We start from the raw sequence: 23,147 nt of genomic DNA, 5'->3' as shown, positions 1-23,147 counted from the left end.
ACGCCGCCACCGTGATCGCCGCCGTCACTGCATCGGGCGGTTACTGCGTCAGAAGCGGTAGCGGCCCTGCAGGTAGAAGGTGCGTGGCGCGGCCACCATGCGGCCGGCGTTGCCATCGACGTTGCGGGTGTACCAGCGCTTGTCGGCCAGGTTGTTCACGCCCAGCGCGATCTCGCTGTCACCTAGTCCCGGCACCTGCCAGGCCACCTGCGCGTTCCACAGGCGCACGCCCGGCACGCGGCCCACGCGCGCATCGGCGCTCTCGGCCCAGGTGTTGGCCGCATCGGAGAACTGGCCGCTCTGGTGGGTGCTGGAGACATTGAAGGTCCAGCCGGCCAGCGCGTAGCGGGCGCCGACGCTGTCGGTGTCGCGCGAGTAGAACGGCACGTCCAGGCCACGGTTGTCGCCGGACTGCTGGATCGCCTTGGTCCAGGTGTAGTTGGCGTACAGCTCCAACCCGGCCAGCGCGCTGTCTTCGCTGAAGTGGTACTCCAGCGCGCTCTCCACGCCCTTGTGGTCGGTGGCGCCGATGTTCTGGAAGGTTGGCGGGGTGATGCCCGGCACCTGCAGGATCTGGTTGTCGAAGCGCATCTTGAACACGGTCACTTCCGCGCGCAGCGCACCGTCCTGCCAGCGTGCGCCGAGTTCGGTGGTCTTGGCCACTTCCGGGTTCAGCGGGTTGCTGGCGGTCTGCGAATTGAGCTGGATGTTCTGCACCGGCCCGAACGAGGTGGTGTAGTTGCCGAACACGGTCAGCTGCGGGGTCAGCAGATAGGCGATGTTGAGCGAGGGCAGCGCCTTGTCGTTGCGGCTGCTGAAGGTCGCCGCGCCCCCGGCCTGGCGGCGGTCCATGTCGATCCACTCCATGCGCACGCCCGGGGTGATCCGCCACTGGCCGATCGCGATGCGGTCGTCGATGTAGAAGGCGTGTGCGTCGGTGGCGTTGTCGAAGCGGGTGGTGGCACTGGCCGCGCCGGTGCGGCGGGTGACTGTGTAGCTGCGGTCGTTGCCACGCTCGCGCAGGAAGCGGTAGCCGGCGGTGATGTCGTGCACGCTGGCGCCCCAGTGCAGGCGCTGGGTGTAGCGCGGCTCGATGCCGAGCACACGGTAGTCGCGCGGCTGCACGGTCAGCTGGGTATTGGCGGCGTTGATCAGCGAGCTGGCACGGCTGCTTTCGTTGTAATAGGCCAGTACCTCGAACTCGCTGTTGGCCGAGAGCGTATTGGTGTAGCCCAGGTCGATGCCGGTGCGGTGGCCTTTCCAGAAATCGGTGGGGCGCGTGTTCTGGAACGGGTCGGCTTCGTACTGGGCACGGGTCAGGCCACCCGGGGTCAGCGAGCGCACATCGTAGTAGGAGAGCTTGGCGCGCAGTTCCTGCTGTTCGTCGATGGCGTACGCGAACTTCAGCGCGAGGTCGTTGAAACGGTCATCGCTGCCCTGGCGCCAGCCGCGGCCGTCCTGGCCGGAATAAAGCAGGGCCGCGCCCAGGCCGTTGTCGCCGGTGCCACCGAGGAAGGCGTTGTACTGGGTGCTGTCTCCGCCGCCGTGGTCGTAGGCGGTGTAGCGCACGCCGGCCTCACCGTGCAGGCCGGCCTCGGTGGGAATGGCGCGGGTGCTGAAGTTGATGATGCCGCCCACGTTCTGCGGGCCGTAGCGCACCGCGCCGCCACCGCGCACCACGTCGATCGATTCGATGTTGGACAGGCTGGTCGGCGCGAACGACAGCTGCGGCTGGCCATACGGCGCCACTGCCAGCGGCACGCCATCGAGCAGCACGGTCGAGCGCGGCGAGTAGCGCCCGGTCAGGCCGCGCACGCCGATGTTCAGCGAGACCGAACTGCCGGCGGTGCCGGAGTTGTCGGTGACCTGCACGCCGGGGATGCGGCGCATGGCATCGCCGATGCTGGCCGCGCCGCTGGCTTCGATGCGCTGACGGTCCACCACGGTGCGCGCGCCAGCGAAGCTCTTCACGCTGTCGTGCAGGCCGGTGCCCAGCCAGCTGCCGGAGACCTGGATGCTGTCCAGCGTGGTGGCGCCGTCCTGGGCGAAGGCGCTGACAGCCGGGAGCAGGCACAGGGCGAGGGCGGCGGCCAGTGGCAGGCGGGCCGTTTGCGGGGCGCGGATGGGCATCGATGCAGGTCGTGGAAGGGCGTAAATGAGAATTATTGCTGATTCCATTCGCCAATGGAATGCGTCTCCGGTTCATGCTGATGGGCCGGTGGTAAAGTGGGTGATTGCTTCCTGACTCGCTGAGATCTGCCATGTCCCAAGCCGCTTTCTACCCCGTCGGAACCCCTGGCCAGCCGTGGGGAGCGGCGGAACGGGAGGCGTGGCGTGGCCGCCAGCAGCGCCTGCGTCGCTACGACGAGGAGGTGCTGCCGCGCATCGAGGCACTGGCTTCGCGCTTCGACAAGGTGGCCTATGGCCAGCTCGACTACGCCGGCGAGACCTACACCCTGTTCGCCCTGCGCAGCCGCGACTGGAACCCGGCGCTGCCGGCCGCGCTGGTCACCGGTGGCGTGCACGGCTACGAGACCAGCGGCGTGATAGGCGCGCTGGAGTTTCTCGAAAAGCACGCGGCCGATTACGCCGGCAAGGCCAACCTGCTGGTGGCACCGTGCGTGAATCCGTGGGGCTTCGAGCGCATCAATCGCTGGAACTTCGATGCGATCGACCCGAACCGCAACTTCCGCGCCGACGGCCCGGCCCGCGAGTCGACCGCGCTGATCGAACTGATCGCACCGATCAAGGACCAGTTCGTGCTGCACATCGACCTGCACGAAACCACCGACAGCGACGAGAGCGAGTTCCGCCCGGCGCTGGCCGCGCGCGACGGCAAGCCGTTCGAGCCGGGCCTGATTCCAGATGGTTTCTATCTGGTGGACGACAGCGAGAACCCGCAGGCGGCGTTCCAGCAGGCGGTGATCGCTGCGGTGGAGATGGTCACCCACATCGCGCCGGCCGACGACAAGGGCGAGATCATCGGTTCGCCGGTGGTGGCGCATGGCGTGATCGAGTACCCGCTGGTGAAGCTGGGCCTGTGCGCCGGCATTACCGGGGCGAAGTACACCACCACCACCGAGGTCTACCCGGACAGCCCGCGTGCGACCCCGCAGCAGTGCAACGACGCGCAGGTGGCCGCAGTGTGCTCGGCGCTGGATTACGCGCTGGCGCACCCCTGATCGGTAGTGCCGGCCGCTGGCCGGCAACTGAAAAAGGGGACGGAGGGGATTAAGTCGTTTGTGACCCGGCAGTACTAGGTCACAAACGACTTAATCCCCTCCGTCCCCTTTTCACCCCAGCGCCTCGGCCCACCAGAGTGCGGCTGGGCCTGGTGGCGTGTCGCGGCGCCACAGCAGGTCGCTGTGGATGCGCCGCGGCCAGCCGGGCAGCAGCAGTTCCACCATCCGCCCGCGGTCGTAGCGCTGTACCAGTGCGCGCGGCAGTTCGGCCCAGCCGAGGCCGTCCTCGGCCATTTCCATCACCATCAGGTAGTCGGTGGCGGTCCAGGCCAGGCCGGTGACCACGCGGGAATGATCGACTTCCGCGCTCAAGCGCACCTGTCTATGCCGCGCCAGCTGTGCGGCGGCGCGACGGCCAGCGCTGGCCAGCGGATGCTCGCGCGCCACATACACCGACAGCTCGCTGTGGTGCGCCAGCGGACGTGCCACCAGTCCGTCCGGATAGTGCTCCTGCCGTGGCAGCAGACCCAGCGCGGCGCGTCCGTTGCTCACCAGTTCCAGCACGTCCTCGCCCTCGGCGTCCAGCCATTCCAGCTCGATCTCCGGGAATGCCTCGGCGAAGCGTTGCAGGATCCGCTGCTCCGGGTCCAGTTGGTAGACGTCGGAGAATGCCACGGTCAAGCGCGGCTCGACCGGTGCGGCCAGGCGTACGCTCAACTGCTGCAGGCGGGCATCGGCAGCCAGGATTTCCTGCGCGTGCCCAAGTACCTGGCGCCCGGCCTCGGTCAGCTGCGGGTAGCGCCCGCTGCGGTCGAACAGGCTCACGCCCAGGTCGGCTTCCAGGTGGGCGATGGCGGTGCTGACCGTCGATTGGGTCTTGCGCAGGCGTCGCGCCGCCGCCGAGAACGAGCCCAGCGCCGCGGCTTCCACGAAGGCCTGCAGGGATTCAGGGGAGTAGGGCATTGATCCATCGCTCCTGTCGATGGAATCCATTTTGATACCACCGTAAAAGGCGATGATACTTGCTTCCGTCGCCCCCGTCTGCGGGGCGTTCCGGACCCTCCACGCTCGGTGTGGATCCATTGATGAGGCGGCGTGGTCCCCGCCCTGCAAGGAGCTTCACATGTCCCGTACTGTTCCCGCCCGTGGCGCGCTGGTCGCCTGGGCCTGTCTGACCGTGGCGATCGTCGCCGAAGTGGTCGGCACCTCGTTCATGGCCCATGCCGCTCGCGATGGCGGCTGGACCGGCTATCTGATCATGGCCGGCGCGCTGGCGCTGTCCTACTTCTTCCTCGCGCAGTCGGTGCGCCGCATCGCCGTGGGCGTGGCCTATGCGGTATGGGAAGGCCTCGGCCTGACCCTGCTCACTGTGGTCGGCCTCACCGTCTTCGGTGAAAGCCTGTCGCTGCAGCAGCTGGCCGGCCTGGTGCTGGCAGTGGTCGGCATCGTCTGCGTCACCCTCGGGGAGGCGCACTGATGAATACCTTGGCGTTGTTTTTCGTGATCTGTTCGGCCTTGATCGACGTCGCCGCCAACATGATGGTGGCCAAGTCGGAAGGTTTCCGCCGCTGGCGCTGGGGCGTCGCTGCAATCGTCATGGTCTGGATCGCCTTTGCCCTGCTGGGCCAGGCCGTGCGCTACATGGATCTGGCCACGGCCTATGCGATGTGGGGTGCGATCGGCGTGATCGGTACTGCCACCTGCGGCCGCCTGTTGTTCGGCAACCGCCTGCGTCCGATCGGCTGGGTCGGCATCGGTCTGGTCACTGTTGCGGTGCTGTTGCTGAGTACCGCGAAGTAACGCGTCGCTGTGCCAACCAAGGTTGGCGCCTACCAGAACCACGGTTGGCACCTTCCAGAGCGTGAGCCGCCGCAGGCAAACGCCCTGGGGATGATCTCCCCGGGGCGTTGCTGTTTCTGAAGCACTCAGAAGCGTGCGGTGAAGTTCAGCCGCGTGGTGCGCCCTGGGCCCGGCATCAGGCTCATCGCCAGCGTGTCCATGTAGTAGGTGTTGCGCAGGTTGCTGACCACCAGCTCCACTTCGCTGCGCGGCGTGAACTGCCAGCGCGCATAGAAGTCATAGATCGCGGTCGGCAGGTAGATGTTCTGCAGGCCGGTCGAGCCGGTGGTGTTCCAGGGCTTGTCCAGTTCGTGGGTGGGGCCGCTGTTGTAGGTGCGGCGGATGCCGGTATCCAGCCGCTTGTCGAACAGGCGGAAGCCCAGCGTGCTGTGAATCGAGTACTTCGGTGGGTTCTGCGCGTTGACGAACGAGGTGCCGAAGCCGCCGTCCACGCAGTCCGGAGTGGTGTCCAGCTTGCTCCACTTCGCATAGGGGTCTTCGCGCAGGCGCTTGGCGGTGGCCGCATCGCAGGTACGCGCGCGCTGGTAGTAGCTGGCCGACAGGTCCAGGTAGGCGATGCCGGCGTCATAGCCGGACTGCAGCTCATAGCCGGACACGGTGTAATTGTCGACGTTGTCGACGTAGAACGCCCAGTTGCTGGAATCGAAGCGACGGGTGATCGCGTTGTCGATATCGTTCTTGAACCAGGCGACCTTGAACGCCAGGCGATCACCGTCACGCCAAAGGTCCTGCTTGAGCAGGCTGAAGCCGATGTCCCAGGCGCGGTTCTTCTCCGGCTTGAGGTCGGCCACCGGTGCCGAGGTGCTGTTGCCCAGCGTCGACTCGAACAGGCTGGGCATCTTCCAGCCCTGCGCGTACTTCACGTAGAAGAACATGTCCTGGTCGAGGTTGAAGCGTGCTTCGGCATAGGGCGCGAAGCCGTGGCCGGAGCGCCGGATCGCCGGCTTGTAGCCCCAGGCAGTGGGAATCTGCTTGGTATAGAAGCCGTTGGCGCCGCGCGGATCGGGAATGAAGCCGTCGAAATCGTAGGCCTGGCCCAGCGTGCTGTCGCCATAGGGCGTGGCGCGCAGCGAGTCATAGGTGTAATTGCCCTGGGCATCCGGGTACCACTCCTTGTACCAGCCGGGCAGCAGCTGGCCGCCCTTGCTCAGGCGCGCGAAGGTGTAGCGCAGGTCGCGCGATTCACTGACGAAGGCCACGCGGTTGCGGTCGCGGGTGCGGTAGTCGGTGAAGCGGCCGCCCGCGGTCAGCGACAGCCAGTCCCACGGCTGCCACTGCAGTGATGCCACCACGCTGGCTTCGCGGCGCGTGCCCGAGCGCAGGTAGCGGTTGTTGTTGAAATCCACCGGCAGCACCGGTGAGTTGGGCGCCGTGTCCTCGTGCTGGAAGGAGGCGCCATAGCGCAGCGTCCAGTCGCCCAGAGCATTGCTGAAGCTCGTGGTGTTGCTGCTGTCCACGCCCCAGCGCTGGGTCTTCACGTCCGACTGCAGTCCCGGGCCGTAGGTTTCGCCCAGCGTGTCCGGCATCTGGTCGTTGGGCACGTCCTTGAACAGCGGCGTGTTGGCGATGTTGCTGTTGAACATGCGGCTGGTGGCGGTGGTAAACCACAGCGTGCTGCTCAGGTCCAGCCACGGATGTGCCTCGGGCCGGTAGCGGTGGCGCAGCGAGGTGGCGTTGACCCGCATTTTTCCCGGCTCGAACTGGAACATGGTGTTGGCCTTGTCCACGTAGGTCACCCATTCGTTGGACTCGCCCACGCGTCCGATCGCCGACGGCATGATCTCGCCGAAGCTGGAGTTGAAGTAGCGGTGGCTCAGCTCCAACCGCTGGTCCGGGTTGGGCGTCCAGGTGAATTTCAGCAATGCCGATTCGTTGTCGGTATGCGTGTTGAGCACTTCATCGCCCGGATGGAAGAGCTTGGATACGGCCTGGCTGGACATGCCGGTACCGCCGCTGGACAGGTGCTGGTTGTCGTAGCGATGCGCACCGTTGCTGCCGGCGAAGAAGTTGCCCTGGCGGCGCCGCGCATAGGCCGCGACCAGCTGCCAGTCTTCGCCACGCTGGGCGAAGGCCACGCTGCCATTCCAGTCGCGCGGGTCGCGCAGGCTGTTGCGGTCGTCGCTGCCGCGCGCGATCTGCTTGAAGGTGCGGGTGCGGTCGATGCTGTTGTCGGCCACGCCGCCGCGCATGCGCAGGCCCCAGGTCTGGCCATCATCGAGGATGTCATCGACGTTCAACGTTTCCATGTAGACCACGCCGCCGATCGCGCTGGCGGCGTTGGCGGCCAGGCTCGGTCCCTTTTCAATGCTGACCGCACTGATCAGATCGGGATCGAGATAGCTGCGCTGCTGCACGCCGGCATAGCCGCGGTACACGTCGATGGCCTGCTGGCCGCCGTCGATGATCACCGGCACCCGGTTCTGGCCCTGCAGGCCGCGGATGTTGACGTCCAGCGCACCGCCGTTGCGAACGTCAGCGGTGTGCACGCCCACCGCGCCGGCCAGCACGTCGCCGATCGACTGGCCGCGGAAGCGTTCCAGTTGCTGATGGTCCAGGTGCACGCGGGAGCCGCTGTCACGGTAGACCGCATCGGCATCGGCGAGGCCCCACGGTGAAGCGCCTTCGCTGGCCTGGCCAGCCACGCGCAGGGTGCCGATCTGGCGTACCCCGGCTTCAGCGGTGGGTGCCGCCTGCAGCACCACACCGCTGGCATCACGCTGGAAGGCCAGGCCGGTGCCGGCCAGCAGCTGCGCCAATGCGGCGTCAGTACCGAGCGTGGCCTGCACGCCGCTGCTGTGGCGGCCGCGGGTCAGGCGCGCATCGGCAGCGATCGACAGGCCCGACTGCTGGCCGAACGCGGTCAGGGCCTGGTCGAGCGGGCCGGGCGCAATCTGCCAGCGGACCGCAGCGGCGGTCTCCTGTGCATGGACCGAGGCAGGCAGCAGGCAGGGGGTCGCCAGGGCCATGCACAAGGCGATGGCCAGGGGGCGAGGGGAGGGGCAGGGCAGTTTCATGGGGGCGGCAACATCCGCAATGGGTTCCCTTGTAGTGCCCGGTGAGCGCACAGAAAGGGAACCGCGATTTCAAAGCGGACGCACGACGGTCCACCACGGCCAGCGCTGCTCGACACGGATCGGCAGGGCGCGGGCCAGCAGATGCAGCGCCTGGGTGCTGTCCAGGCGTGGCAGTACTGCCGTGACTTTCAATGCGGCGAGCGCCGGATCACAGCCAAGATAGCCCTGATGGTGGCGGGCCAGCTCATCGATGACGCGGATCAAAGGCGTGTCCTGTACCTGCAGTCGTCCGTCCTGCCAGTCACCGCGCAGAGGATCGGCAGCGACCGTTGTGAGCCCGCCCATCGGGCCGATCCGCACCGCGCCTCCGGCAGCCACATCCAGCGCCGCACCGAACATCGGCAGGCAGCGCACCACGCCCTCGAACACATCCAGGCGACTGCCCTGCGCCTCACGACCGACCGCGAAGCGGGTGCCGATCGGCTGCAGGCGTGCGCCCGGCACATGCACGGTCAACGGCTGGCCGGCGAACGCAGGGTGATGGCCGGTCTGCAGCAGCAGCTCGCCACGCAGCAGATGCAGGGCGCGGCGGCCGCTGCCGATGTCGATGGTGACTTCGCTGTCGGCGTTGAGCCACAACTGGCTGCCATCAATCAGTCTCCAGTGCCCGGTGTGCCCGGCAACGGTGCGCTGCGTCTGCAGGCCGCGTTGCGCCTGCAGGCCATGCAGGCCCAGCAGTGAAACCGCGCCGATGCCGAGGGCGCCACCGAGGCTGCGCAGAGCCTGCCGGCGACGACGGCCTGCGGCATCCAGCGCGGTGGCGGCGGCCGGCGCCGACAGGGGCGCAAAGGACTGCCAGACCGACTCGACCCGACGCCACGCATCGGCGTGGCCGGCATCAGCCTGCAGCCATGCGCGCCAGCGGTACTGCTCGTCATCAGTCCAGCCCTGCTGGCGCAGCGCGAACCATTCGGCAGCCTGTTCCAGGGCCGGGCCAGCCAATGCCGCACTCATGCCGCCGCGTCGCCGGACAGGCGCAGGCAATGCAGCATCGCCTGCGCCATGTACTTCTTGACCATGCGCTCGGACACGCCCAGTTGTTGGCCGATCTCCGCATAGCCCAGGCCAGACAGTCGTGCCAGCAGGAACGCACGCCGCGGGCGTTCGGCCAGGCCGGCCAGCATGTCGGCGATGGCGTGCAGCAGTTGCAGTGCCTGCGTGCGTTCTTCCGCCGATGGATGCACCGGCTCCGGTTGGGCGGCCAAGGCCGTCAGGTAGGCGCGCTCCAGATCCGCGCGCTGCCAGTGGTTGACCAGCAGCGCGTGCGCGATGGTGCTGAGATAGGCACGCGGCAGGCGCAGTTCGGACGGATCGACACGACGGCTGAGCAGGCGCACGAAGGTGTCCTGGGTCAGGTCGGCAGCGCAGTCGGCGTTGTGGGTGCGGCGGCGCAGCCAGCCCAGCAGCCAGCCATGGTGTTCGCGGTAGAACCCCGCCAGCGCAGTGCTGGAGGCGGCGGGCACGGCCATCGGCATCGATCATTAATGAGAATGATTCCCATTATAGTGTGATCGGGAGGTGTACGACAAACCCTGTGCAGGGGGGGCAACGGCCAGGGCGTTTGCGATGACCGCCGGGCTCGCCGACACTGCGGTCTTTCCGCAGGGAGTGCCCGCATGTTCAGCCACATCACCGTTGGAACCAACGACATGGACGTCGCGCATCGCTTCTACGATGCCCTGTTCACCGCATTGGGCGCCCGTCCCGGTGTCTTCGATGACAAGGGGCGGCTGGTGTACTTCAAGGACGGCCGCATGTTCATCGTCACCGCACCGATCGATGGGCAGCCGGCGTGCCATGCCAACGGCGGCACGATTGGTTTCACCCTCGACAGCGCCGAGGCGGTGCGTGGCTGGCAGGATGCGGGCGTGGCCCATGGTGGCACCGCCATCGAAGACCCGGCCGGCATCCGCACCATGGCCGGGCGCCAGCTGTTCCTGGCCTACCTGCGCGACCCGGATGGCAACAAGCTGTGCGCGGTGCACGTAATGTCGTGATTGGCCAGTACGCGCGTGGCCGCGATGCACGCGGTCCGCGCGCGGCTGCGCTCGCAGGCACGCTTCGGCGCGCGCGTGATAACACGGAATGGTGGACCGGGCCTGTGACCACAGGCCGCAACTTCATGCTCTGTCCACTGCGGTTCAGCCAGAATCGGTCGGCTAACCCTTTGATCTACCGGAGAACGCCGCCCCATGGAAGTACTGGAGCCGCAACAATCCCCGGTGCGCACCCTTCGACCTGTGTTCGCCTTCGCGGCGATCGTTGTCGTGGCGTTCGCGCTGTTTGTCAGCCTGTTCCCGCTCGGTGCGGGCCGCCTTCTGGTCAAGGCGCAGGACTGGGCCGCACTCAATGTCGGCTGGTACTACCTGCTGGCGATGACCCTGTACCTGGTGTTCGTGGTCGGCGTGGCGCTGTCCAAGTACGGTGGCATCAAGCTCGGTGCCGACCATGACGAGCCGGAGTTCAGCTATCTCTCCTGGGCCGGCATGCTGTTCGCCGCCGGCATCAGCATCACCCTGTTCTTCTTCTGCGTCTCCGAACCGCTGACCCACTACCTGCAGCCGCCGCAGGGCGATCCGGCGGCCGGTGAGGCCGGCGCGCGCCAGGCCATGCAGCTGCTGTTCCTGCACTGGGGCCTGCATGGCTGGGGCGTGTTCGCACTCGCGGCGATGGCGATGGCCTACTTCGCCTACCGCCACAACCTGCCGCTGGCCCTGCGTTCGGCGCTGTACCCGCTGATCGGCAAGCGCATCAATGGCCCGATCGGCTATACCGTGGATGCGCTGGGCATTGTCGCCACCGTGTTCGGCATCGGCGCCGACATGGGCTTCGGCGTGCTGCACCTCAACGCCGGCCTGTCGCACCTGTTCAACATCCCGCACTCCAACCTGGTGCAGATCATCCTGGTGGTCAGCATGATGGGCGCGGCGGTGGCCGTGGCCGTTTCAGGCGTGGAGAAGGGCGTGCGCTGGATGGCCAACATCAACATGCTGCTGGCGATCGCGCTGGTGCTGTTCATGCTGTGCGCCGGCCCTACCCAGTACCTGCTCAGCACGCTGATGCAGAACCTGGGCGACTACCTCGGCAGCGTGGTCGGCAAGAGTTTCGATGTGTACGCCTATGGCGGCCGACCGGAATGGCTGGGCGGCTGGACGGTGTTCTACTGGGCCTGGTGGATCGGCTGGGCGCCGTTCGTCGGCCTGTTCATCGCGCGCATCTCGCGTGGCCGCACCATCCGTGAATTCGTGTTCGGCGTGCTGCTGATCCCGCTCGGCTTCACCCTGGCGTGGCTGTCGATCTTCGGCAACAGCGCACTGGACCAGGTGCTGCACCATGGCCAGCAGCAACTGGCGCAACTGGCGGTGGATGATCCACCCACCGTGCTGTATGCCCTGCTGGATGGGTATCCGTCGAGCAAGGCGGTGATCGCGGTGACGGTGTTCGTCAGTTTCATTTTCTTCGTGACATCGGCTGACTCCGGCGCGGTGGTGCTGTCCACGTTGTCCTCGCATGGCGGGGCGCCGGAGGATGATGGTCCGCGTTGGCTGCGCGTGTTCTGGGGCACGGTGATCGCGGTGCTGACCGCCGGGTTGCTGCTTGCCGGCAGCATCGATGCGCTGAAATCGGCGGTGGTGCTGGCGTCGCTGCCGTTCTCGGCGGTGTTGTTGCTGATGATGTGGGGCCTGACTCGCGCCTTCAGTGACGAATCGCACCGCAAGCGCGCGCTGCAATACCGGCCCTCGCCGCTGATCGGTGACGACCGGCACCACCAGGGCTGGCGCCAGCGCCTGAGCCAGGCCATGCACTTCCCGGTGCGCGACCAGGTCTACCGCTTCATGGATGACACGGTGAAGCCGGCGATGGAAGCGGTGGCCGAACAGCTGCGCGGGCAGGGCTGGGACGTGGCCACCCGCTTCGAAGCGGGTGACATGGAGCTGACGGTCAACCACGGCGAGCAGCAGGACTTCCTGTACCGGGTGATCCTGAGTGGCTACCTGACGCCGTCGTTCGCCGCGCAGCAGCTGCGCAACCAGCGCTACTACCGCGCTGAAGTGCATCTGTTCGAAGGCAGCCAGGACTACGACCTGGTGGGCTACAGCCGCAAGCAGATCATCAACGACATCATCAGCCAGTACGAACGGCACCTGCAGTTCCTGCACCTGAGCCGGTGATGCGGTGGGTGCGGACCGTTGGTCCGCACACCCTGTAGAGCCGAGCCCGCGCTCGGCTCCTCGGTGTCGGAAGAGCAGCCGAGCATGGCTCGGCTCTACAGTGGCAATCAGAACCTGTAACGAGCCCCCAGCGAAACGAACTGCCCGCGCAGGTTGTACTGGCTGATGTCGAAACCGTTGGAGCCACCGGCCGGGTCGAACGGCGGGTCCTTGTCGGTCAGGTTCAGCACCGACAGCGACAGCGTGGTGTTGGGAATACCTTCGTAGGCCACGTACAGATCCAGCTGGTGATACGGCTTGATGCGGTCGCGTAGCCCCGGATTGCTGGTGGCCGTCGCCACACGCTGGTCGTAGCCACTCACGTACTGCAGGCTCAGCGTGCTGCTCCAGTCGCCCACCGCCCAGTTCAACGAGGTGGTGCCGCGGGTGCGCGGCAGCGCGCCATGGCGGTTGTTGCCGGCCCCGTCATAGGGCGCCTGGCCGGCCACCAGCGGCTGCTTGAAGCTGAGCAGGTGGGTCCAGCTGCCGGCGACGGTGAAGTTGCCCCAACCGTCGGTGCGGAAGGTACGGCTGGCGTCCAGGTCCAGCCCCGAGGTGGTCAGTTCGCCCTGGTTGGCGTACTGGTTGGTGATGAATTGGATGCGTCCGTTCTCGCGTTGTACGCGGCCCGGGAACAGGGTCGGGTTGTCGACGATGAACTGCGCACTGTCAGGCTTGACCAGGTTGTCCTGTTCGATGCGGTACCAGTCCAGGCCGATGCTGGTATCGCCATCCGGCGACCACACCGCACCCACGTTGAAGTTACGCGAGCGCTCGGCCTTCAGGTCCGGGTTGCCGGTGCGGATGTTGGTCACGCCGCGGCTGCCACCCGGTTGCAGTGGGTCGAACGGATCGATCACCGAGCCGTAGCTGACGGTCTGGCCCGGAGCGATTTCGGGCAGCGACGGCGCACGGAAGCCACGCGAGAACGAGCCGCGCAGCAGCAGGCTGTCCAGCGGCTGCCAGCGCAATGCCACCTTCGGCGAGAACGCCTTGCCGAAGTCGTCGTAGCGGTCGCCGCGACCGGCCAGCTGCAGTTCCAGCGTGCGGTGCAGCGGCACGCTCAGTTCGGCGTAGGCGGCACTGACCTGGCGCTCGCCGTTGACCACGTTGATGGCCGGGCGCAGCTCGGTACCCGACAGCACCTGTGCGCTGGTGCGCGCATCCAATGATTCCTTGCGGAACTCGGCGCCCCAGGCGAAGCCGACTGCACCGGCCGGCAGCTCCCACAGCGTGGTCGACGCCTTTACGTTCAACGAGTGCAGCTTGTACCAGCCGGGGCGTTTGGTCTGCAGGCGCAGTGCATCCAGCGCCCCCGGCGTGCTGGACGGGTTGAGGAAGTTGTAGCTGCCATCGCGCAGGATCTGCTCGAAGGCGTAGCGGTTGACGAAGTTGTCGACGTACTCGCGCTGTGCACTCTGCGAGGTCAGCGCTGCCACTTCCCAGTCCCAGCGCTCGCCACTGCCGCGCACGCCGGCCAGGGCACGGTAGAACACCTGGGTGTTGTCCTTCAGGCGCGGGCCGAGATCGAAGAAGGTGTACTCGAACGGCAGCGGCGTGCTGCCCGGGTTGTTCGGGTGGCCGACCGGCAGCACCGCCGGCACATCGATCAGGGTGCCGGTGGCCGGGTTGTAGGCACGCAGGCCCGGCCCGACGGTCAGTGGCGCGCTGAAGATCTGGTCGGCCTTGTTGTGGCTGTACAGCACATCGGCGAAGGCCTCGACGCTGTCATTGAAGCGGTAGGTCGCACTCAGCGACGCCTGCAGGCGCTCGGCGCCGGGCTGCAGGGTCTTGAACGGCTGCGCATTGAAGGCGCAGGCCTGGCCGGGCAGGGTGCTGCCGAAGTCGCTGTACGGGCGCAGCTGGCTGCCGTCGGGGCAGTTGGCGAACGGTTGCGGCGCACGCGGGTTGCTCAGCCAGTTGCCACCGGCAGTGGACCACCCGGCCAGGCGACCACCGGGCTTGTCGCGGAAATCGCCGCTGCGGGTATAGGCACGGTTATCGCCATCGAGGCGGTCGCGCTTGAGCAGATCCAGCCCGAACAGCACGTTCCAGCCCTGCTGTTCCAGATCACCGAAGCCGGCCAGCAGGTTGGCCTTGCGTTCGTTCAGGCCGCCCTGGGTGGCGGTACCGAAGCCGCCGCCGACTTCCACGCCCTGGAAGTTCTTGCGCAGGATGATGTTGATGACGCCGGCGATGGCGTCGGAGCCGTACACCGCCGAGGCGCCATCCTTCAGCACTTCGATGCGCTCGACCGCACTGATCGGCAGCGCGTTGAGGTCAACGAAGGTGTCCTGGGTGTTGAGCGCGAAGCCGAAGTTGGACACCCGATAGCCGTTGACCAGCACCAGCGTGTTCTTCGGCGACAGGCCGCGCAGGCCGATCGAGGCCGAGCCGGCGGCGAAGCTGCCGGTGTACTGCTCGTCGAAGCTGTTGCCGGCATTGGCCGACAGGTTGCGCAGCACGTCGGTAAGGGTGGAACGACCGGTCTGTTCGATCTGTTCGCGGCTCACGATCTGCACCGGGTTGGGCCCGGCGGTATCGCTGCGCTTGATGTTGGAGCCGGTCACCAGCACAGTGCCGAGGGTGGTGCTGTCCTTGCCGGAATCGGCGGTTTCAGCGGCGCCGGCAGCGCCGGCGGTGAGGCCCAGCGCGATCGCGCCGGCAAGCAGGTTCAGGGTGGTGCGGTACATGGAAGCGACAACGCCAAACGGGGGAGGAGCCGTCAGTACCGCACGCAGCCACGTGCGCCTTCCAATGACGAAAGCGCATTCAGTTATACATCACAGGTTCTTAACGAAAGTAGACGCTCTCGGCGGCGCGATCTGTCCTTCGGTGGGTGCGGACCGTTGGTCCGCACTCCTCCTGCGGGTCAGATCCCGTTCCAACGGAAAGGGATCCGACCCCGGTTGTCCGGCCATCACGGCCGCAGCAGCACCTTGCCGTTGCGGCCCGAACCCGCACCGGCCTTTGCTGCCTGGGCGATGTCGTCCAGCGCGAAGACCTGCTCCACCGGCAGGGTCAGTTCGCCGCTCGCCGCGCGCTTCAGCAGTTCGCCAACCAGCCGGCGCTTGTCCTCCACCGCCATCGCCTGGCTGACCTTGCTGCCCCAGAAGCCCTTCACCGTGGCTTCCTTGTAGATCAGGCCGCCGGCGGGAATGCGCATCGGCTCGCCGCTCATCACACCGAACGACACCAGGGTGCCGTGGTGGCCAAGCAGGTCGACCAGATCGCCGCTGGCGTCGCCGCCGATGGAATCCACCGCGGCCGCGGCCTGCGCTTCGCCGGTCGCCTCACGCACGCGATCCTTCCAGCCGTCCACCGAGGTGTCGAACACATGATCGATGCCCAGCGCTTTCAACTGTGCGACCGCATCGGCATTGCGCACCAGGTTGGCCACATGCACGCCACGCGCCCGCGCCAGCATCGCCAGCGATTTGCCCACCGCGCCGTTGGCAGTGTTCTGCACGATCCACTGGCCCGTCTCGACGTGCAGGAACTCCAGCAGCATCAGCGCGCTCAGCGGCATCGCGATCAGCTGTGCGGCCATTTCGTCGGGGATCGCCTCCGGCATCGGAATCACCATGCGTGCCGGGGCGATGAAGGCCTCGGCCCAGGTGCCGTGCACCGAGGCGGCGGCAACCCGCTGGCCGATCTGCAGGCCGTCGACGCCGTCGCCGAGTGCATCGACCACGCCCAGTGCTTCACTGCCCCCGATCGCCGGCAGCGTTGGCTTGTAGCCATACAGGCCGCGCACGGTCAGCAGGTCGTGGTTGTGGATCGAGGCCAGCACGGTGCGGATGCGCACTTCGCCGGGGCCGGGCTCGGGCAGGGCGGCATCGGCAATGGCGAGGACGTCGGCCGGGTCGCCGAAGGAGGGGTACTGGGCAGCGCGCATGGGCGGTGTTCCGGGGAAAGTTGATGTTGTACCGAACTGGGGACGCAGGGGATGTCGACAAGGCGCCGCCGGTGCAACACGGCATCCTGCGACTGATCGTCGCGACATGTGCTGATTACCGCATCTTGTGTTGACGGCTCCGAGTATCCCCACTATGTTGTGGCCGTCACTCCCGGTCAGCCGCCGCCGCCGGACATGCAGCAAACGTCCCGCGGCCCGCCCCTGAAGGCTTGCCGTGTCGACGCGGCCGCCATCGTGCGGACCCAGATCGCCCCCACGGCCCGGATACCGGCCGCAGGCGCAGGCTGTTGCCGACGATCTGGTGTTCCCGCGCTTTGGCATCCCACCCCGACCGCCCCGTGCGCCGGTATCGCGTGCAGGGCCGCCATGGCATCGACCGCCGACGCGCGTGCGAGCCTGGAGTTTCACCACCATGACCGACAGTACCTTCCGCGTGGCCGATCTGGCCGGCGCTGGCGACGCCTTGCGCGCCGGTGGCGAGCGCGTGCCGACCTGGATCACCAAGGAGGCCGGCAACCGCCGCCTGCCGTTCGAGGCCGAGCGCCTGCAGCGCAGCATCGATGCGGTGCATGCCGAGTTCCCGCAGCTGGATGTGAGCGACTACCGCCGCGTGGTGCAGGCGATGGTCGAGCGCAAGCCCAGCATCAGCGCCGACGACCTGGTCGATCTGCTGATCCGCGAGGCCGAATCGCGCGTGGACCTGGTCGCGCCGGAGTGGGAGCAGTTTGCCGCGCGCATCTACCTGCGCCGCCTGTACAAGCGCGCCAGCCGCAACCGCTTCTACGATGTCGGCCTGAAGTACGGCTCCTACGTGGGCCTGCAGGAAAGCCTCGCCGATCGCGGCATCTACAGCAACGACATCCTGCGCTGCTACTCGAAGGAAGAATTGCAGCAGGCCGGCGAGATGATCGATCCGGAACGCGATCGCCTGTTCGCGTACAACGGCCTGTACCTGCTAGCCACGCGCTACCTGGCCAGCGACCGCAGCCGCGAAGTCTACGAACTGCCGCAGGAGCGCTGGCTGACCATCGCGCTGTACCTGATGCAGGAGGAAAAGCCGCGTGAGCGGCGCATGCAGCTGGTCGGAGAGGCGTACTGGGCGCTGTCCAACCTGTACATGACGGTGGCCACACCGACCCTGGCCAATGCCGGCAAGGTGGGCGGGCAGTTGTCGAGCTGCTTCATCGACACGGTGGACGACAGCCTGCAGGGCATCTATGACTCCAACACCGATATCGCCCGTGTGTCCAAGCACGGCGGTGGTGTTGGAGCCTATCTGGGCTATGTGCGCAGCAGCGGCGCGCCGATCCGTGGCGTGGCCAATTCCTCCGGCGGCGTGGTGCCGTGGATCAAGCAGCTCAACAACACTGCGGTGTCTGTTGATCAGCTCGGCCAGCGTAAGGGTGCGGTGGCGGTGTACCTGGACATCTGGCACCGCGACATCGAAGCCTTCATGGACCTGCGCCTCAACAATGGGGACCAGCGCCTGCGCGCGCACGATGTGTTCACCTCGGTGTGCGTGCCCGACCTGTTCATGGAAGCGGTCGAACGTCGCGCCGACTGGTACCTGTTCGATCCGCACGAGGTGAAGCAGGCCAAGGGCTGGTACCTGCAGGACTTCTACGACGAGAAGCGTGGTTCTGGCAGCTTCCGCGACCGCTACGCCGAGCTGGTGGCCGATGAGCGCATCAGCCGCCGCACGGTGAAGGCCATCGATCTGTTCAAGCGGATCATGCTCAGCCAGCTGGAGACCGGCAACCCGTTCCTGTTCTACCGCGACGAGGTCAACCGCCGGAACCCGAACAAGCACGCGGGCATGATCTATTCCAGCAACCTGTGCACCGAGATCCTGCAGAACATGAGCCCGACGCGGATGATCCAGGAGATCGTCAGCGGCGACCAGATCGTCACCACACGCCGGGCCGGTGACTTCGTGGTCTGCAACCTGTCCTCGATCAACCTGGGACGTGCGATCAGTGCGCCGGATGACCTGCTGGCCACCGACGTGCTGGAGCGCCTGATCCCGATCCAGGTGCGCATGCTCGACAACGTGATCGACCTCAACGCATTGCCGGTGCCGCAGGCCACGATCACCAACCGCAAGTACCGTGCCATCGGCCTGGGCACGTTCGGCTGGCACCACCTGCTGGCGCAGCAGGCGATCCAGTGGGAATCGCCGGATGCCGAAGAGCTGGCCGACCGCCTCTACGAGCGCATCAACTTCCTGACCATCCAGGCCAGCGCGCAGCTGGCGAAGGAGAAAGGCAGCTACCCGATGTTCACCGGCAGCGATTGGCACAACGGACGCTACTTCAGTGACCGCGACTACAACGGCGCGGCCTGGAACAGCCTGGCCCGCGAGGTCGCCACGCACGGCCTGCGCAACGGCTGGCTGTTGGCGGTGGCGCCGAACATGAGTACGGCACAGATCGCGGGTTCCACCGCCTCCATCGACCCGATCTACAGCGCGTTCTACTACGAGGAAAAGAAGGATTTCCGGCGGCCGGTGGCCGCGCCGGGCCTGTCGCTGGAAACCTGGCCGTACTACGAGAAGGGCGCCTACAAGGTCGACCAGTTCGCCAGCGTGCGCCAGAACGCACGCCGCCAGCGCCACGTCGACCAGTCGATCAGCTTCAACCTGTACGTGCCAAGCACCATCCGCGCCAGCACGCTGCTGGAGCTGCACCTGAGTGCCTGGCGCGAAGGCCTGAAGACCACCTACTACGTGCGCTCCAACGACATAGACATCAGCGAATGCGAGTGGTGCTCCAGCTGACCGCCGGCGACCCACGGTAGTGCCGGCCGCTGGCCGGCAACCCCGCGATCTACGGTAGTGCCGGCCGCTGGCCGGCAACCCCGCGATCCATGGTAGTGCCGGCCGCTGGCCGGCAACACGATAGAAAGAGAACGAAGGCAGAAACCCATGGCAACCCCCCTCGACCGCATCAAGATCCTCGAACCGCGCCATCCCAACCGCAGCACCGGCATCATCAACGGCCGCACCAGCGGCATCCTCAACTGGAACGACATTCCGTACCCGTCGTTCTATCGGGCCTACAAGGAGCTGTCGACCAACTTCTGGATTCCCGACGAGGTCGACATGAAGCTCGATGCCCGCCAGTACGGCGAGCTCAACGCACGCGAAAAGAACGCCTACGACTCGATCATCGGCCTGCTCGCCACGCTGGATTCACCGCAGACGCGCTTCATCTACAACGTGGCCGAGTACATCACCGACCCGGCCGCGCATGCCAACGCCGCGATCATCGGCCAGCAGGAAGTGATCCACAACGAAAGCTACAGCTACGTGCTGGCGTCGATCACCGACCTGCCGAACCAGAACCGCATTTTCGAGATCGCCCGGACCCACCCGACCATCATCAAGCGCAACGCACCGATCATGGGTGCATACGACGACTTCATGCGCGAGAAGACCGCCGAGACCCTGTTGAAGTCGTTGATCCAGTCCTCGATCCTGGAAGGCATCAACTTCTATTCCGGTTTCGCCTACTTCTACAACATGGTGCGGCAGAACCGCATGAACGGTACGGGCAAGATCATCAGCTTCATCAACCGTGACGAGCTGGCGCATACCAAGTTCATCAGCGAGTTGGTCCGCGCCATCATCGGTGAGAACCCTGAGCTGCAGACCAACGAGCTGACCGCCTACGTGCACCAATCGTTCGAACACGCCATCGAGCTGGAGACGCAGTGGTCGTCGGAGGTGCTGGACGGTATCGATGGCATCGACGTGGACGAGATGGTGCGCTACGTGAAGTACCGCGCCAACAAGATGGCCGGCATGCTCGGCATCGAGCGCCTGTACAGCGACACCACCGACAACGTGATGCCGTGGATCAAGGCCTACGCCGACAACTTCACCGAAACCAAGACCGACTTCTTCGAGATGCGCAATGCAAGTTACAAGAAGACCAACGTCGACAACGGCTTCGACGACCTCTGAGCCCAGCGAAGCGCTGAGCATCCTGCTGGTGGTGGCCTCGTTGAGTGGCAACACCCGCGAGCTCGCTCGGCTGATTGCGGAGCGTTGCCGCGCAGCGGGCCATGCGGTGCACTGGCAGGAGGCCGACGACCTGCGCCAGGCACCGCCTCTGGCCGTCGATGAGGCCGACCTGGTGTTGCTGGGCTGCTGGACCGACAACGCCGGCCGCACGCCGTCGGAGATGAAAGCCTGGGTGGCCGGCATCGCCGAGCGCGGCGAGCGGCCACGGCAGCTGGCGGTGTTCGGTACCGGCGAGACGCAGTGGGGACAGGAGTACTACTGCGGCGCCGTGCACCGGCTGATCCGCTACTTCCGCAGCGACTACCCGCCGCTGGAGATCGAACAGATGCCGCATGGCGTTTGCCATTCCGCGGCCATCGAGGCCTGGACCGACGCGGTCCTGGCCCATTACTGGAGCAACACCGATGCAGATCATCGACGCCACCACGCCTGAGCAGTTCCAGCAGCTGCTGGCCGAACATCCGAGGGTGCTGGTGGATTTCCACAAGGACCAGTGCCCAGGGTGCCGGATGCTGGAGATGTCGCTGCACCGCGTGGCGACCAGCAGTGCAGGGCAGGGCATCACCCTGCTGCGCGTGCAGCTGGAAGTGCTGGGTGAAGCGTTCTTCAGGGGACTGGGGTTGCGGCAGACGCCGACGCTGTCCCTGTTCCGTGACGGCGACGAACGCACCCGCCTGGCCGGGTTCCAGTCGCCGCAGCAGATTGAAGCCGCCATTGCGCTGTATCTGTAGAGTCGAGCGATGCTCGACTGCTGTTCGCGCGGTGATGGAATGAGTCGAGCATGGCTCGACTCTACAAAGGCATACACGCGTGGCGTGGATCTGCTGGCGGGATTTGCTTTCTGTAGAGTCGAGCCATGCTCGACTGCTGTTCGCGCGGTGATGGAATGAGTCGAGCATGGCTCGACTCTACAAAGGCATCCACGCATGGCGTGGATCTACTGGCCGCTGAAGGTATCCACCAGCAGCTTCACGTTCAACGCCACGATCACCAGTGCGATCACCCAGGCGATGCTGCCCAGCCAGCGCGGGGCCACCAGCGCGCCCATCGTCACTTTGTCGGTCACGATCCGCACCAGCGGGATGATCGCGAACGGCAGCTGCATCGACAGCACCACCTGGCTCAGCACCAGCAGCTTTACCGCGCCCTGGTCGCCGAACAGCATGATCACCACCACCACCGGAATGATTGCCAGTGCGCGCGTGATCAGCCGCCGCAGCCACGGCGGCAGGCGCAGGTGCAGGAAACCTTCCATCACGATCTGGCCGGCCAGCGTGGCGGTTACTGTCGAATTCAGGCCCGACGCCAGCAGGGCCACTGCGAACAACGTCGCCGCCGCGCCCACCCCCAGCATCGGCGCCAGCAGCTGGTGGGCTTGTTCGATGTCTTCCACATCAAATCGGCCATTGGCATGGAACACCGCCGCCGCCAGGATCAGGATGCTGGCGTTGATGAACAGTGCCAGGGTCAGCGCAAGGGTGCTGTCGGTCACCGCCCAGCGCAGCGCGCTGCGACGGCCCTCATCGGTGCGCGGGTAGGCACGGGTCTGCACGATCGACGAATGCAGGTACAGGTTGTGCGGCATCACCGTGGCACCAATGATGCCGATCGCGATGTACAGCGCGTGCGGATCGGTCACTACCTGCGCGCGCGGAATGAAGCCGCCCAGCACGTCCATCACCGGCGGTGCGGCCAGCGCGATCTGCACCATGAAGCAGCCGAAGATCACCATCAGCAGCGCGATCACGAAGGCTTCCAGCGCCCGGAAGCCGCGGTTCATCAGCAGCAGCACCAGCAGCGTGTCCAGGGCGGTGATCACCGCGCCCCACAGCAGCGGCAGGTCGAACAGCAGCTTCAATGCGATCGCGGTGCCGATCACTTCGGCCAGGTCGCAGGCGATGATCGCCGCCTCGCACAGCGCCCACAGCGCCAGGTTCACCGGCTTCGGGTAACGCGCGCGGCAGGCCTGGGCCAGGTCCATGCCGGTGGCGATACCGAGCCGCGCAGACAGCGCCTGCAGGATCACCGCCATCAGGTTGGAAATGAGGATGACCGACAACAACAGGTAGCCGAAGCGCGAACCGCCGGCGAGGTCGGTGGCCCAGTTGCCCGGGTCCATGTAGCCGACCGAGATCATGTAGCCCGGGCCGAGGAAGGCCAGCAGGCGGAACCACCAGTGACCCTTGTCGGGCACCGCCACCGAGGCGTTGAGCGCACCCAGGCTGGCCGCAGTGGAGGCCGAAGGGTCGCGGGGCGCCAGGGTGTTCATGGGTCCGAATATAGCTCCTGCTATAGTCATTAGCAATGTGAAACAATCGTCTTTATCGCGTTACTGGTCCAGAATTCAGGTTCAACACCGGATCACCCCGGAAGGACAGGCGCAGGCGTGGGCAAGACCGACGATTCGACATCGCTGAAAAGCACCCCCTTGATCGAGGCCGAGCGCCAGGTCGAGAGCTTCCGGCAAGTGCGCGAGGCGCACCGGATGGAGCTGGTGGAGGACTATGTCGAGCTGATCTCGGACCTGCTGGCCGACGGCGGCGAGGCCCGCCAGGTCGACATCGCCACCCGCCTGGGCGTGGCCCAGCCCACCGTGGCGAAGATGCTGCGGCGCCTGGCCCGTGATGGCTGGGTGGTGCAGCGGCCGTACCGCGGTGTGTTCCTGACCCCGGAAGGCGAGGCGCTGGCGCATGCCAGCCGCCAGCGCCACCAGACCGTGGAGCGATTCCTGCTGGCGCTGGGCGTGGACGCGGATACCGCGCGGCGCGATGCCGAGGGCATCGAGCACCATGTGAGCGAGCAGACGCTGGCCTTGTTCGAAGCGTTCGTGCGCAAGGCCGAGGGCGGGGCGCCGTAGCGGTGGCGCCGGGCCATGCC

General features: G+C 66.4%; 18 protein-coding genes. 10 read left to right on the top strand and 8 right to left on the bottom strand.

What is annotated here, in order from left to right; genetic code table 11:
• Nucleotides 1-48: 48 nt before the first annotated feature.
• Nucleotides 49-2,130: a TonB-dependent siderophore receptor gene (locus ACZK3W_RS13150; RefSeq protein WP_197615425.1), complete on the bottom strand. Its 2,082-nt coding sequence runs from the start codon at nt 2,128-2,130 to the stop codon at nt 49-51.
• A 131-nt stretch (nt 2,131-2,261) separates the two neighbouring features.
• Between ACZK3W_RS13150 and ACZK3W_RS13145 the strand changes: the two genes are divergently transcribed.
• Nucleotides 2,262-3,182 (top strand): DUF2817 domain-containing protein, encoded by a 921-nt coding sequence (locus ACZK3W_RS13145; RefSeq protein ID WP_197615426.1) that lies wholly within the window; start codon nt 2,262-2,264, stop codon nt 3,180-3,182.
• A 111-nt stretch (nt 3,183-3,293) separates the two neighbouring features.
• Here the strand turns inward: ACZK3W_RS13145 and ACZK3W_RS13140 are convergent, their stop codons facing one another.
• On the bottom strand, nt 3,294-4,145 hold the full coding sequence (locus ACZK3W_RS13140) for a LysR substrate-binding domain-containing protein (protein WP_197615427.1): 852 nt from the start codon (nt 4,143-4,145) through the stop codon (nt 3,294-3,296).
• Between the two features lie 160 nt (nt 4,146-4,305).
• On the opposite strand from ACZK3W_RS13140, the gene ACZK3W_RS13135 reads away from it, so the two are divergent.
• Both ACZK3W_RS13135 and ACZK3W_RS13130 read left to right on the top strand, forming a co-directional pair.
• Nucleotides 4,306-4,659, top strand: coding sequence for an SMR family transporter (locus ACZK3W_RS13135; RefSeq protein ID WP_010485170.1), 354 nt, complete (start codon nt 4,306-4,308; stop codon nt 4,657-4,659).
• Nucleotides 4,659-4,982, top strand: coding sequence for a DMT family transporter (locus tag ACZK3W_RS13130; protein ID WP_014037506.1), 324 nt, complete (start codon nt 4,659-4,661; stop codon nt 4,980-4,982). The genes ACZK3W_RS13135 and ACZK3W_RS13130 overlap by 1 nt, the downstream gene beginning before the upstream one ends.
• Before the next feature lie 125 nt (nt 4,983-5,107).
• Here ACZK3W_RS13130 and ACZK3W_RS13125 read toward each other — a convergent pair whose 3' ends face one another.
• The 3 genes from ACZK3W_RS13125 to ACZK3W_RS13115 form a co-directional block, all read right to left on the bottom strand.
• Entirely contained in the window at nt 5,108-8,056 is a 2,949-nt protein-coding gene (locus ACZK3W_RS13125) for a TonB-dependent receptor (protein WP_478449996.1), read from the bottom strand.
• A 69-nt stretch (nt 8,057-8,125) separates the two neighbouring features.
• Nucleotides 8,126-9,070, bottom strand: coding sequence for a FecR domain-containing protein (locus ACZK3W_RS13120; protein ID WP_197615429.1), 945 nt, complete (start codon nt 9,068-9,070; stop codon nt 8,126-8,128).
• Nucleotides 9,067-9,585 carry a sigma-70 family RNA polymerase sigma factor gene (locus ACZK3W_RS13115; RefSeq protein ID WP_049400598.1) on the bottom strand — a complete coding sequence of 173 codons (519 nt, stop codon included), beginning with the start codon at nt 9,583-9,585 and terminating at the stop codon, nt 9,067-9,069. The genes ACZK3W_RS13120 and ACZK3W_RS13115 overlap by 4 nt, the downstream gene beginning before the upstream one ends.
• A gap of 147 nt (nt 9,586-9,732) precedes the next feature.
• Here ACZK3W_RS13115 and ACZK3W_RS13110 point away from each other — a divergent pair, with 147 nt between their 5' ends.
• Nucleotides 9,733-10,113, top strand: coding sequence for a VOC family protein (locus ACZK3W_RS13110; RefSeq protein ID WP_106468284.1), 381 nt, complete (start codon nt 9,733-9,735; stop codon nt 10,111-10,113).
• 195 nt (nt 10,114-10,308) lie between these two features.
• Nucleotides 10,309-12,288, top strand: a complete 1,980-nt coding sequence (betT, locus tag ACZK3W_RS13105; protein WP_197615430.1) for a choline BCCT transporter BetT — start codon at nt 10,309-10,311, stop codon at nt 12,286-12,288.
• 107 nt (nt 12,289-12,395) lie between these two features.
• Here betT and ACZK3W_RS13100 read toward each other — a convergent pair whose 3' ends face one another.
• Both ACZK3W_RS13100 and ACZK3W_RS13095 read right to left on the bottom strand, forming a co-directional pair.
• The gene (locus ACZK3W_RS13100) at nt 12,396-15,020 is read right to left on the bottom strand and encodes a TonB-dependent receptor domain-containing protein (RefSeq protein WP_197615431.1); all 2,625 of its coding nucleotides are present in this window, start codon (nt 15,018-15,020) and stop codon (nt 12,396-12,398) included.
• 227 nt (nt 15,021-15,247) lie between these two features.
• Complete coding sequence (locus tag ACZK3W_RS13095; protein ID WP_125894397.1) at nt 15,248-16,225, bottom strand: zinc-binding dehydrogenase; 978 nt, start codon at nt 16,223-16,225, stop codon at nt 15,248-15,250.
• A gap of 433 nt (nt 16,226-16,658) precedes the next feature.
• Here ACZK3W_RS13095 and ACZK3W_RS13090 point away from each other — a divergent pair, with 433 nt between their 5' ends.
• The 4 genes from ACZK3W_RS13090 (at nt 16,659) to ACZK3W_RS13075 (ending at nt 21,001) form a co-directional block, all read left to right on the top strand.
• A complete protein-coding gene (locus ACZK3W_RS13090) occupies nt 16,659-19,022 on the top strand; it encodes a ribonucleoside-diphosphate reductase subunit alpha (protein WP_197615432.1) in 2,364 nt (787 codons plus the stop codon).
• Between the two features lie 147 nt (nt 19,023-19,169).
• Nucleotides 19,170-20,210 (top strand): ribonucleotide-diphosphate reductase subunit beta, encoded by a 1,041-nt coding sequence (locus tag ACZK3W_RS13085; protein WP_125894401.1) that lies wholly within the window; start codon nt 19,170-19,172, stop codon nt 20,208-20,210.
• A 13-nt stretch (nt 20,211-20,223) separates the two neighbouring features.
• Complete coding sequence (locus ACZK3W_RS13080; protein ID WP_180837663.1) at nt 20,224-20,703, top strand: flavodoxin; 480 nt, start codon at nt 20,224-20,226, stop codon at nt 20,701-20,703.
• Complete coding sequence (locus ACZK3W_RS13075) at nt 20,675-21,001, top strand: thioredoxin family protein (protein WP_049461515.1); 327 nt, start codon at nt 20,675-20,677, stop codon at nt 20,999-21,001. The genes ACZK3W_RS13080 and ACZK3W_RS13075 overlap by 29 nt, the downstream gene beginning before the upstream one ends.
• A 206-nt stretch (nt 21,002-21,207) precedes the next feature.
• Here ACZK3W_RS13075 and ACZK3W_RS13070 read toward each other — a convergent pair whose 3' ends face one another.
• Entirely contained in the window at nt 21,208-22,539 is a 1,332-nt protein-coding gene (locus tag ACZK3W_RS13070) for an Nramp family divalent metal transporter (protein WP_197615433.1), read from the bottom strand.
• 117 nt (nt 22,540-22,656) lie between these two features.
• Here ACZK3W_RS13070 and mntR point away from each other — a divergent pair, with 117 nt between their 5' ends.
• Nucleotides 22,657-23,127, top strand: a complete 471-nt coding sequence (gene mntR / locus ACZK3W_RS13065) for a manganese-binding transcriptional regulator MntR (RefSeq protein WP_005413716.1) — start codon at nt 22,657-22,659, stop codon at nt 23,125-23,127.
• Nucleotides 23,128-23,147: the final 20 nt, after the last annotated feature.

Source organism: Stenotrophomonas sp. 80084_Sma (assembly GCF_056481995.1).
The sequence above is the reverse complement of the archived record's forward strand: the minus strand, read 5'-3'. Positions and strand labels throughout refer to the sequence as shown.

Coding starts and splice junctions, on each gene's coding strand:
- ACZK3W_RS13100 (WP_197615431.1), bottom strand. CDS start 15,020: ATGTACCGCACCACCCTGAACCTGCTTGCCGGCGCGATCGCGCTGGGC.
- ACZK3W_RS13145 (WP_197615426.1), top strand. CDS start 2,262: ATGTCCCAAGCCGCTTTCTACCCCGTCGGAACCCCTGGCCAGCCGTGG.
- ACZK3W_RS13085 (WP_125894401.1), top strand. CDS start 19,170: ATGGCAACCCCCCTCGACCGCATCAAGATCCTCGAACCGCGCCATCCC.
- ACZK3W_RS13150 (WP_197615425.1), bottom strand. CDS start 2,130: ATGCCCATCCGCGCCCCGCAAACGGCCCGCCTGCCACTGGCCGCCGCC.
- ACZK3W_RS13140 (WP_197615427.1), bottom strand. CDS start 4,145: ATGCCCTACTCCCCTGAATCCCTGCAGGCCTTCGTGGAAGCCGCGGCG.
- ACZK3W_RS13075 (WP_049461515.1), top strand. CDS start 20,675: ATGCAGATCATCGACGCCACCACGCCTGAGCAGTTCCAGCAGCTGCTG.
- ACZK3W_RS13070 (WP_197615433.1), bottom strand. CDS start 22,539: ATGAACACCCTGGCGCCCCGCGACCCTTCGGCCTCCACTGCGGCCAGC.
- ACZK3W_RS13120 (WP_197615429.1), bottom strand. CDS start 9,070: ATGAGTGCGGCATTGGCTGGCCCGGCCCTGGAACAGGCTGCCGAATGG.
- ACZK3W_RS13135 (WP_010485170.1), top strand. CDS start 4,306: ATGTCCCGTACTGTTCCCGCCCGTGGCGCGCTGGTCGCCTGGGCCTGT.
- ACZK3W_RS13090 (WP_197615432.1), top strand. CDS start 16,659: ATGACCGACAGTACCTTCCGCGTGGCCGATCTGGCCGGCGCTGGCGAC.
- ACZK3W_RS13125 (WP_478449996.1), bottom strand. CDS start 8,056: ATGAAACTGCCCTGCCCCTCCCCTCGCCCCCTGGCCATCGCCTTGTGC.
- betT (WP_197615430.1), top strand. CDS start 10,309: ATGGAAGTACTGGAGCCGCAACAATCCCCGGTGCGCACCCTTCGACCT.
- ACZK3W_RS13130 (WP_014037506.1), top strand. CDS start 4,659: ATGAATACCTTGGCGTTGTTTTTCGTGATCTGTTCGGCCTTGATCGAC.
- ACZK3W_RS13095 (WP_125894397.1), bottom strand. CDS start 16,225: ATGCGCGCTGCCCAGTACCCCTCCTTCGGCGACCCGGCCGACGTCCTC.
- ACZK3W_RS13110 (WP_106468284.1), top strand. CDS start 9,733: ATGTTCAGCCACATCACCGTTGGAACCAACGACATGGACGTCGCGCAT.
- ACZK3W_RS13115 (WP_049400598.1), bottom strand. CDS start 9,585: ATGGCCGTGCCCGCCGCCTCCAGCACTGCGCTGGCGGGGTTCTACCGC.